The following is a 9,926-nucleotide window of genomic DNA, read 5'->3' on the forward strand; positions in this document are numbered from 1 at the left end:
CAAAATATGAATGAACGGATTCGGCATCTTTTGCCTAATGACCGAATGAAAATTTTCCAAAAAGAACCTTTCTTTGAAGATGCTGAAACAGTGCTAACTCTTTTATACCAACCCCTTATTTCTATAAAAGGTGTAGCTGTATTTCAAGCACTTTGGAAGGAATCACACTACCAACAACCACAAACTTCTATTTCCCACCATCAAATGATGAATACATTAAATATGACATTAGATGACTTTTATGAGGCGAGAAAGAAGTTAGAAGCCATTGGATTGTTACAGTCTTATAAAGAGGAAGGTAGTTTTCGCACACTTTATTACATCCTGCAATGCCCTTATTCAGCTAAAGGTTTTTTAAATGATCCAATGTTATCTGTATTGCTAGAGCATCATATTGGGCGAGATTCGTTTCAACGATTGAAAAAGAGACTACTTAATGAAGTCAATCTGCCTTCAAATGTTCAAAACGCTACCCATTCATTTGATGATGTCTTTACTACGGTTCATCCGGAATTAATTAAGGAAAAGCAGGTTATCGAAGAGCCAGAAACTCAGGCTATTAAAACAAAGTTACCACTTGAGTGGCTTCATAAAATGTTAACTCAGCAACAAATCAAAGCCCAGCTCATTCTGACACAACCAAATATTGAATATATTGAGAAAATGATTAAGATTTACGATGTTGACTATTTGGAATTAGAGAAAGCTTTAATATGGGCCGTGAATGAACAGCAAGAGTTTGATCGTAAAGAGTTTCAGGATATGTGTAAAGATATTTTTTATAAGAAACATGGCAGTATCCCGCCTAGGCTTTATTCAAAAGAACAAAAAGAACTAGAGCCAGAACCTAAGAAAAAATCAAACCAATCTGAGCAACCTAAGTCTAAAGAAGAACAGCTAATCGAACATTTTAATTCCATTTCTCATCGTGAACTATTAGAAGATCTTTCAGCCTCTGGACGAGCATCTATGAAAGAGATTGATATGCTAACGTCGATTATGGAGGAGCACGGCTTGCCTCAACCAGTTATGAATGTGTTAGTTGACTATGTTTTGAAACGAAATCAGAATAAGTTGTCTAAAAATTACATTGAAACGATTGCGGCGCACTGGAGTCGTGAAGGAATTACGAGTGCTAAGCAAGCTATGCAAATTGCGAAACGTGAACATACCATTTATGAAACATGGAAACAGAAGAAAAACCAGACTCAGAAAAAAAGACAACGAACTAAAGAAGTACTCCCCAAATGGTTTCAAGATGAGCGTGAACAGAAAAAGCAAACTCAAGAGACTAAAACTCAAACTGAGCCTCAAGGTGATGTGAAGAAAAAACGTGAAGAGTTAGAAGCATTTATAAAGAATTATTCTAAAACGAAGCATTAAGGGTGAAATCCATGGAATCCATACAAACTGCATTAAATCGCTGGATGCAAGGAAAAGAAAGCTTCCAACAATCGATGCAACAGATGCGAAAAGACGTCTTATCATCCAAAGATGTCCAGGCTTTCTTAAAAAAACATCCAGAGCTGACAGAAGAACAGATTAATAAACAACTAATTAAATTATATGAATATGATGTTCAATCAAAAGCATGTGAGAAATGTCCATCTCTTGAAGGGTGCCGTAATGTGGTACAAGGTTATGTTCCAGAAATCAGCTTAGAAAATAATCGCATTAAGTTAAGATATCACGAGTGTCCAAGACAGGAGAAACATTTAGAAAACGTTGAAAAACAAAAGTTCGTCCAAAGTCTTCACATGCCAAGGGAAATACATGAGGCAACGTTTGATAAAATTTATCTTGATGAAGAAGCAAGAATAGATGTGTTTGCTCAAATTAAAGCATTTTTTGATCAAACCCAAAATGAGTTGCCGAGTAAAGGTTTGTATTTATACGGAAAATTTGGAGTCGGAAAAACTTATATGCTTGCGGCACTTGCGAATGCTCTGGCTGAGTTAAAAATTGATACGTATTTTATTTATATGCCGGAGTTAGTTCGAGAAATGAAAGCTTCTATTAGTGATTCATCCATAAATGATAAAATTGATCGTTTTAAAAATGCATCGGTTTTAATTTTAGATGACATTGGCGCAGAATTTTCATCTGCTTGGTTTAGAGATGAAGTATTAGGAGCGATTTTGCAGTACCGTATGATGGAAAGGTTACCTGTATTTTTCACTTCAAACTATGCACCAGATGAACTTGAATCAATTTTATCTAAATCAGGTAAAGGTGATCATGAGCAGTTAAAAGCAGCACGAATTATGGAGCGTATTAAACAGGTAAGCAAACCATTTGAAATGGTCGGAGATAATTACCGCAGCTAAAGGCTTGAACAAACGTTCAGCCTTCTTTTTTTCTTAAAATTTCATAAAGTTTGTCCTAATTTTCATGTTTTACATTTCTCTTTCATAAACTGTACTACTGTGAATGATGTGGAAAGAGGGATGAAACATGAAAGAGACGTTATTTCTGTTTCAAGATGAGAAGGATGCTAATCAATTTTATTTATTTGTATTGGCATCGACATTTAACGGAGATGTACTTATTAAAGGGAGCGAAGTACGTCTTTCCGGTTACAGCCAGATCAAACAGACAAGCTTAGTTGATTTGATATTTCCATTCGTTGTGAACTATTATGTGCCGAGAGTTTCTAACTATTTACTTAAGAATGCTTATTATTATCATGACGATGAAATTGAACAAATTGTACCATTCGTGTTATCAGTGAGTTCTATATCTAAAGAGTTACACACGGATTTATCTTTTTCATTATATGAAAGATTGATTTATTACTTATATACTCACGAAACACGAGGCGTCGTCGATATGGAACATTTATATTTAACCTTATTTCAAAACGAAGATGCATGGTTAGAAATAGTCGGCTATGGAATTGAAGAATGGCAGTTTGAACTAAATTTTCAAGAAAAAATGAATGATATTAGGCATTATGTGTTTAAAAAAAAGCCTAAGCTCCCGAAAGTGATTGTGAACATTAAGGATCGCATTCGATTTTTTGATTCACATGGACAACCTATTCGAGAAGAAGTGCTAGCCCATTTTCGAAAAGTTTCAGGTACGACATCAGTAGAAGAATATGATCCAACAAAATTAATCTCAACCTTACTATCTATTGCGCCTCAGCAAATTGACGTCTATGCTTCTAATGATCACATGCATACGTTATATTGGATGATGAATATCTTCCAAGAGCGCATTAAATTGTTTCCAGTGGAGCAGTTTCCGTACAAAATTTTAGAATAACTTGATTTCTATCTCTCAGATGGTTATAATAACGTACATATAATATTATGAACGTGCGTTGAAGAGGACATGAACAAGTGGAAACAGCTTTACAGAGAAGGAAGCGAGGCTGAGAGCTTTCTAGTATGACTATTTGTTTACCACCTCAGAGCATTAGTCGTGAAGTCTTTTAGGATTAGCGATTGACGTATCATCGGCGTTAACGATGTCTGAGAGAGCTGTTTTATTAAAGCAGAATCAGGGTGGAACCACGGGTATAACACTCGTCCCTTTTATTAGGGATGAGTGTTTTTTGTTTATCTAAAAATTGAGTTTGATGAGCGTAGGCGGTGACTCCTAGGGGAATAGCACGAGCAGAAAATCACTCTGAACGAATGGAAATGAGTTCAGAGAAGCCTGCGCCGTGCCCCAGGAAATCGTCTGCCGAAAGCGACTCAAATTTTAATAAATCACAAAGGAGTGTATCACATGTCTGAGATGATTCAAGTTAAGTTCCCAGATGGTAATGTTAAGGAGTTTTCTAAAGGGACAACAACTGAAGATATTGCGGCTTCAATCAGTTCTGGATTAAAGAAGCAAGCATTAGCTGGTAAATATAATGATGAAATGGTTGATTTACGTACTCCACTTCAAGATGATGGTGAGATCCAAATTATTACTCATCGTGATGATGAGGGTCTTGAAGTGTTAAGACACTCAACTGCACACCTAATGGCTCAGGCGATCAAACGTCTATATCCAAACGTTAAATTAGGTGTCGGCCCTGTTATTGAAGGTGGGTTCTACTATGACCTTGATATGGAAGAGACGATCACTCCAGAAGACCTTCCGAAGATTGAAAAAGAAATGAAAAAAATTGTAGATGAAGCTCTTGAAATTCGCCGCGTTGAAGTATCCAGAGATGAGGCTAAACAGCGTTATAAAGATGTTGGTGACGATTTAAAGCTTGAGTTAATTGATGATATTCCAGAAGGTCAGCCAATTTCTATTTATGAGCAAGGTGAGTTTTTTGACTTATGCCGCGGTGTACACGTACCACACACTGGTAAAATTAAAGTCTTTAAATTATTAAATATCTCAGGTGCTTATTGGCGCGGAGATAGTGATAATAAGATGCTTCAGCGTATTTATGGAACTGCGTTCGAGAAGAAGAGTCAATTAGAGGAGCATTTACGATTATTAGAAGAAGCCAAAGAACGTGATCACCGTAAACTTGGTAAAGAATTAGATATTTTTACGGTTTCACAAAAAGTGGGTCAAGGCTTGCCATTATGGTTACCAAAAGGAGCGACTATTCGCCGTACTATAGAAAGATACATTGTCGATTTAGAAACTAGACTTGGTTACGATCACGTGTACACACCTGTTTTAGGTAGCGTTGATCTATATAAAACTAGTGGACACTGGGATCATTATCAAGACGACATGTTCCCAACAATGGAAATGGATAACGAAGATTTAGTTCTTCGTCCGATGAACTGTCCTCACCATATGATGGTATATAAGAATGAACTTCATAGTTATCGTAATTTACCAGTTCGTATCGCTGAACTTGGTACCATGCACCGTCACGAAATGTCAGGAGCTCTTGCTGGGTTACAACGTGTACGTGGTATGACATTAAATGACGCGCATATATTTGCTCGTCCTGATCAGTTAAAAGAAGAATTCATTCGAGTGGTAGAGTTAATTCAAAATGTTTATAAAGACTTTGGCATTAATGATTACTACTTCCGTCTATCTTATCGTGACCCTGAGGATACAGAGAAGTATGTTGATAACGATGAGATGTGGAATAAAGCTGAGGCACTTTTAAAAGAGACAATGGAAGAAATGGAAGTAGAATTTGTTGAAGCAACAGGGGAAGCTGCTTTCTACGGTCCAAAATTAGACGTACAAGTTAAGACAGCTTTAGGTAAGGATGAGACATTATCTACTGTTCAGCTAGATTTCCATCTACCCGAACGTTTTGATTTAACTTACATTGGCGAAGACGGTAAAGAACATCGCCCAGTCGTTATTCACCGCGGAGTTGTTTCGACAATGGAACGCTTCGTTGCCTTCTTAATTGAAGAGTATAAAGGGGCTTTTCCAACTTGGCTTGCACCAGTTCAAGCAAAAATTATTCCAGTCTCACTAGATGTCCACATGGATTATGCTAAAAAAGTGGAAGATCGTCTGCGCCGTGAAGGTATTCGAGTGGAGTTAGATACTCGCGATGAAAAATTAGGGTATAAAATTCGTGAATCACAAACACAAAAAGTGCCGTACTCATTAGTTTTAGGTGATAAAGAAATGAATGATCAAGCTGTAAACGTCCGTAAATATGGTGAGAAAGATAGCGATACTATTGGATTAGATGAATTTGTTCAACAAATAGTTGATGAAATTAACCATCATAAGTTATAATACCAAGCAGCTGTGCTTTTACTAGCACAGTTGCTTGAATTTATTAGATTAATTCTTGACATATTTGCTTTGTCATTATATACTTTTAAAAGTGAATTAAATAAGGTCATTGATAGACAAGTAGAAGCACCCGCTTCTCACCTGATCGACGCAATAAGTTGTTGGCAGGTCATCATATTTCTGACACATACGGACTTAGTATGTTTTTGATGAAATCATGTGTGGGTGCAGTCTTGTACCGACACTTTTTTTATGGTTAAAACCACTTGTTGAGAATGCCTTATTCAATGTAACTTTGTTAAGAGTTAAAAGAAAAATGATTCTTCGTTTTTCTTACAATTTTGTGGAGGTGGCTCACTATTAGCAGAGATATGAATGTTAATGAGGGAATCCGTGCCAAAGAGGTACGTCTCATTGACGCGAATGGCGAACAATTAGGAATTAAATCTCGTCAAGAAGCATTAGAGATTGCTGATCGTGTTAATCTCGATTTAGTGTTGGTAGCACCAAACGCTAAACCACCAGTATGTCGTATTATGGACTACGGTAAATATCGCTTCGAACAGCAGAAGAAGGAAAAAGAGCAACGTAAAAATCAAAAGGTCATTAACATCAAAGAGGTACGATTGACACCGGCTATCGAAGAACATGACTTCAATACGAAACTACGTAATGCTCATAAATTCCTTAAAAAAGGCGATAAAGTTAAAGTAAGCGTTCGTTTCCGCGGTCGTGCTATTACGCACAAAGAATTAGGTCGTGAAGTGCTAGATCGTTTCGCTGACCAGTGCAGTGAACTTGCTACACTAGAAACGAAGCCTAAAATGGAAGGCCGTAATATGTTTATGATGCTTGCGCCAAAAGCAGAGAAGTAAAGGTACTATAGAAGGAGGACATTACCATGCCAAAAATGAAATCGCATAAAGGTTCACAAAAGCGTTTTAAGAAAACAGGAACTGGGAAATTTAAACGTTCTCACGCTTTCACTAGTCACTTATTTGCAAATAAGTCAACTAAACAGAAGCGTAAACTAAGAAAAAGCGCAATGGTTTCTAAAGCAGACGAAGGTCGTCTAAGCAAATTATTACCTTACAAATAAGACTTATTAACGGAAAGATCTAGGAGGGATTACAATGCCACGTGTTAAAGGTGGAACAGTTACACGTAGAAGACGTAAACGTGTATTGAAATTAGCTAAAGGTTATTACGGTTCTAAAAGAACGTTATTTAAAACAGCAAAACAGCAAGTGATGAAGTCAGGTCAGTATGCTTACCGTGACCGTCGTCAGAAAAAACGTGACTTCCGTAAATTATGGATTGCACGTATTAATGCTGCAGCTCGTATGAACGACATTTCTTACAGCCGTTTAATGCATGGATTAAAGCTTGCTGGTGTTGAAGTTAACCGTAAAATGCTAGCAGACTTAGCTGTTAACGATGAAAAAGCATTCACTGAATTAGTCGATCAAGCTAAATCAGCTCTTAAGTAATAATGATTAACCCTGAGAGGAATAAGTCCTTTCAGGGTTTTATTATATTTAAATAGGAGAATCGTCAAATGAAATTATGGTATATAGTAGTCCTGGTTATGAGTTCCGTTGGTTTTATCATTATGGGAATCGATAAGGGTAAAGCAAGAAAGCAAAAATGGAGAATTCCTGAAAACACTTTATGGATCATTGCGTTATTAGGTGGGGCGCCAGGTATGTGGTTAGGAATGGCTGTTTTTAGACATAAAACTAAGCATAAGACGTTTAAGTTCGGCTTACCGATCTTAAGTCTATTATTACTAGGGATTGTGTTTTACTTGTCATAAAAGCTCGTCTTATGTCATAAAGTTATATAATGAAGGAGGTATGGCTATGGAAAATGCTCTAGCTTGGGCACAGGGGACGATGGAGTCAGCGCCTTATGTAGCACCGATGCTATTTATCTTTTTTCATATCGTACGTCCTTTCTTATTTATTCCGGTCGCATTTATTTGTATTACTGGAGGGTTACTGTTTGGTTTAACCTATGGGGCCTTGTATTCATTAATCGGTGTCACTTTATCAAGCATAATCTTTTATTTCTTTATTAAGCTAATGCCTAAACTGTTTGACCGTTTTCATAGGCTTAGAGAAAAGATGTTTGGAAGACACCATCAGCTCTCATTACCACAAGTATTGTTACTTAGAGTCACACCTTTCATTCATTTTCATCTCGTATCCATTATACTAATCGAAATGACGCGAAACTTTAAAGAGTATGCGAAACTATCGATCCTTTCAAATGTACCATTAGCCGTTATGTATACATCTTTTGGCCAGTGGTTTCAATCCTTACATTTACAACATATATTCATCTTAATGGCAATGATTCTTTTGGTCTTTTATTTATTAAGAAAAAAAGAAATCGTATTGAAATGGGAAGATTTCTTCTCACCAGACCTCCAAAAATAGTCTACATGTGCTAATGCACGTGTTATACTGTTTTTTAAAGGAGGTTTTTTAATGAAATGGGACAGCCTTTATAAGCTTCAAAAAGAATTAGATGATGATATTTTAATGCGAAACTCTTTAACAAGAGAAGAAGTATTTGATGATAAATTACTTGCATTAATTGTTGAAGTAGGCGAGTTAGCAAACGAAACACGCTGCTTTAAGTATTGGTCTCAAAAAGGACCGAGTGAACAGAGCGTGATTCTCGAAGAATTCGTCGACGGGATTCATTTTTTATTATCCATAGGGATTGATTATGGGTATAATTATAATGGACAGCTGCGGGAGAATAGCGAGTCTTCACTAACAGAACTTTTTCATATGTTATATGGAAAAATAAACCGATTTAAACAGAATCCCACTAATATGCATTACCAAAAATTAATGAGTACATATTTAGATGTGGGATTAAAGTTAAATTTCACTGAAGACGATATATTGCATGCCTATTTGGATAAAAATAAAGTGAACCACGAACGACAACAATCTGGCTATTAGTTTTGTGAAATGTTTGAAAAACCTTTATAATGGAGAAGGTGTATTTTTAAATCGAATTTTATAGGAGGTAGAATATGGCTAAATTAGATGAAACTCTAACGATGCTGAAAGATCTAACGGATGCCAAAGGGATTCCTGGGAATGAGAAGGAACCGCGTGATGTCATGAAGAAGTACATAACTCCACATGCGGATGAAGTGACTCAGGATCATTTGGGGAGCTTAATCGCAAAGAAAACTGGAGAAGAAAATGGACCAAAAGTTATGGTTGCTGGCCACTTAGATGAAGTTGGTTTTATGGTAACTAGAATTGATAAAAATGGATTCGTTTTCTTCCAGCCTGTTGGTGGTTGGTGGAACCAAGTCATGTTAGCCCAGCGTGTGACAATTATGACACGTAATGGTGACGATGTGACAGGTGTTATTGGTTCTAAGCCTCCACATATCTTATCAGCTGAAGCACGAAAAAAGCCAGTTGAGATAAAAGATATGTTTATCGATATTGGTGCAAAAGACAAAGAGGAAGCTGAGGAGTTCGGTGTTCGCCCTGGTGACTCGATTGTTCCTTACTTTGAATTTACACCAATGAAAAATGAAAAGGTTCTTCTTGCAAAAGCATGGGACAACCGTATTGGTTGCGCGATTGCGATTGAAGTTCTAAAACGTTTGAAGAATGAGTCTCATCCAAACGTTGTTTATGGTGTTGGAACTGTTCAGGAAGAAATTGGCCTACGTGGTGCTGGGACTTCAGCACATGCTGTTCAACCGGACATTGGTTTTGGAGTCGATGTTGGAATCGCAGGTGACATGCCTGGCGTGGATGACAAAGATGCAGCAAGCGAGCTTGGTAAAGGACCACAAATTGTTCTTTATGACGCTTCTATGGTGTCACACAAAGGCGTACGTGACCTAGTTATTGATACGGCGGAAGAACATAACATTCCATTCCAGTATGAGTCTATGCCTGGTGGTGGAACAGACTCAGGTAAAATTCATTTAACTGGCGATGGTGTTCCGTCATTATCAGTTACAGTTCCTACTCGTTACATTCACTCACATGCAGCTATGCTTCATCGTGATGATTTTGAAAATACAGTTGATTTATTAGTTCATGTAATTAAGAAACTAGATCGTGAAACTGTAGAAAAATTAACTTATAATTAATAAACGAGGCTGGGACAAAATATGTATTAATCTAGAAGAAGACGAATATTAGAGGAGAGATCAATCCCTAATATTCGTCTTCATTTTTTAGCTGCGTCAAAATGCTTCG

11 protein-coding genes and 2 other annotated features are annotated in these 9,926 nt (G+C 37.0%); all 11 genes read left to right on the forward strand.

All coding sequences use genetic code 11. The features are described from left to right. The first annotated feature begins 6 nt into the window (after positions 1 to 6). Positions 7 to 1,383 carry a replication initiation and membrane attachment family protein gene (locus ACFSW4_RS13555; RefSeq protein ID WP_377329937.1) on the forward strand — a complete coding sequence of 459 codons (1,377 nt, stop codon included), beginning with the start codon at positions 7 to 9 and terminating at the stop codon, positions 1,381 to 1,383. An 11-nt stretch (positions 1,384 to 1,394) separates the two neighbouring features. Beyond that, complete coding sequence (gene dnaI / locus ACFSW4_RS13560) at positions 1,395 to 2,327, forward strand: primosomal protein DnaI (protein ID WP_054754261.1); 933 nt, start codon at positions 1,395 to 1,397, stop codon at positions 2,325 to 2,327. A gap of 127 nt (positions 2,328 to 2,454) precedes the next feature. Beyond that, complete coding sequence (gene ytxC, locus ACFSW4_RS13565) at positions 2,455 to 3,267, forward strand: sporulation protein YtxC (RefSeq protein ID WP_377329939.1); 813 nt, start codon at positions 2,455 to 2,457, stop codon at positions 3,265 to 3,267. A gap of 49 nt (positions 3,268 to 3,316) precedes the next feature. Then, positions 3,317 to 3,541, forward strand: a binding site (T-box leader). Positions 3,542 to 3,735: 194 nt separating this feature from the next. Beyond that, positions 3,736 to 5,676: a threonine--tRNA ligase gene (gene thrS / locus ACFSW4_RS13570; protein WP_377329941.1), complete on the forward strand. Its 1,941-nt coding sequence runs from the start codon at positions 3,736 to 3,738 to the stop codon at positions 5,674 to 5,676. Positions 5,677 to 5,788: 112 nt separating this feature from the next. Next, positions 5,789 to 5,933: a sequence feature (ribosomal protein L20 leader region), on the forward strand. A 114-nt stretch (positions 5,934 to 6,047) separates the two neighbouring features. Further along, positions 6,048 to 6,551: a translation initiation factor IF-3 gene (gene infC / locus ACFSW4_RS13575; RefSeq protein ID WP_054754257.1), complete on the forward strand. Its 504-nt coding sequence runs from the start codon at positions 6,048 to 6,050 to the stop codon at positions 6,549 to 6,551. Positions 6,552 to 6,577: 26 nt separating this feature from the next. Next, complete coding sequence (gene rpmI, locus ACFSW4_RS13580) at positions 6,578 to 6,775, forward strand: 50S ribosomal protein L35 (RefSeq protein WP_091774501.1); 198 nt, start codon at positions 6,578 to 6,580, stop codon at positions 6,773 to 6,775. A 34-nt stretch (positions 6,776 to 6,809) separates the two neighbouring features. Beyond that, positions 6,810 to 7,166 (forward strand): 50S ribosomal protein L20, encoded by a 357-nt coding sequence (gene rplT, locus ACFSW4_RS13585; protein ID WP_054754256.1) that lies wholly within the window; start codon positions 6,810 to 6,812, stop codon positions 7,164 to 7,166. 68 nt (positions 7,167 to 7,234) lie between these two features. Beyond that, on the forward strand, positions 7,235 to 7,492 hold the full coding sequence (locus tag ACFSW4_RS13590; protein ID WP_377329944.1) for a DUF1294 domain-containing protein: 258 nt from the start codon (positions 7,235 to 7,237) through the stop codon (positions 7,490 to 7,492). A 46-nt stretch (positions 7,493 to 7,538) separates the two neighbouring features. Next, entirely contained in the window at positions 7,539 to 8,117 is a 579-nt protein-coding gene (locus tag ACFSW4_RS13595) for a TVP38/TMEM64 family protein (RefSeq protein WP_054754255.1), read from the forward strand. Between the two features lie 51 nt (positions 8,118 to 8,168). After that, positions 8,169 to 8,654, forward strand: a complete 486-nt coding sequence (locus tag ACFSW4_RS13600; RefSeq protein WP_377329946.1) for a dUTP diphosphatase — start codon at positions 8,169 to 8,171, stop codon at positions 8,652 to 8,654. A 74-nt stretch (positions 8,655 to 8,728) separates the two neighbouring features. Continuing rightward, positions 8,729 to 9,817, forward strand: coding sequence for a M42 family metallopeptidase (locus ACFSW4_RS13605; protein WP_377329948.1), 1,089 nt, complete (start codon positions 8,729 to 8,731; stop codon positions 9,815 to 9,817). Positions 9,818 to 9,926: the final 109 nt, after the last annotated feature.

The organism is Piscibacillus salipiscarius, assembly GCF_042685285.1.
GTDB lineage: Bacteria > Bacillota > Bacilli > Bacillales > Alkalibacillaceae > Piscibacillus > Piscibacillus salipiscarius.

Bases quoted from the DNA above. Each gene is read 5' to 3' on its own strand.
- ytxC (WP_377329939.1), top strand. From the start codon at position 2,455: ATGAAAGAGACGTTATTTCTGTTTCAAGATGAGAAGGATGCTAATCAA.
- rpmI (WP_091774501.1), top strand. From the start codon at position 6,578: ATGCCAAAAATGAAATCGCATAAAGGTTCACAAAAGCGTTTTAAGAAA.
- infC (WP_054754257.1), top strand. From the start codon at position 6,048: ATGAATGTTAATGAGGGAATCCGTGCCAAAGAGGTACGTCTCATTGAC.
- thrS (WP_377329941.1), top strand. From the start codon at position 3,736: ATGTCTGAGATGATTCAAGTTAAGTTCCCAGATGGTAATGTTAAGGAG.
- rplT (WP_054754256.1), top strand. From the start codon at position 6,810: ATGCCACGTGTTAAAGGTGGAACAGTTACACGTAGAAGACGTAAACGT.
- ACFSW4_RS13595 (WP_054754255.1), top strand. From the start codon at position 7,539: ATGGAAAATGCTCTAGCTTGGGCACAGGGGACGATGGAGTCAGCGCCT.
- ACFSW4_RS13600 (WP_377329946.1), top strand. From the start codon at position 8,169: ATGAAATGGGACAGCCTTTATAAGCTTCAAAAAGAATTAGATGATGAT.
- dnaI (WP_054754261.1), top strand. From the start codon at position 1,395: ATGGAATCCATACAAACTGCATTAAATCGCTGGATGCAAGGAAAAGAA.
- ACFSW4_RS13590 (WP_377329944.1), top strand. From the start codon at position 7,235: ATGAAATTATGGTATATAGTAGTCCTGGTTATGAGTTCCGTTGGTTTT.
- ACFSW4_RS13605 (WP_377329948.1), top strand. From the start codon at position 8,729: ATGGCTAAATTAGATGAAACTCTAACGATGCTGAAAGATCTAACGGAT.
- ACFSW4_RS13555 (WP_377329937.1), top strand. From the start codon at position 7: ATGAATGAACGGATTCGGCATCTTTTGCCTAATGACCGAATGAAAATT.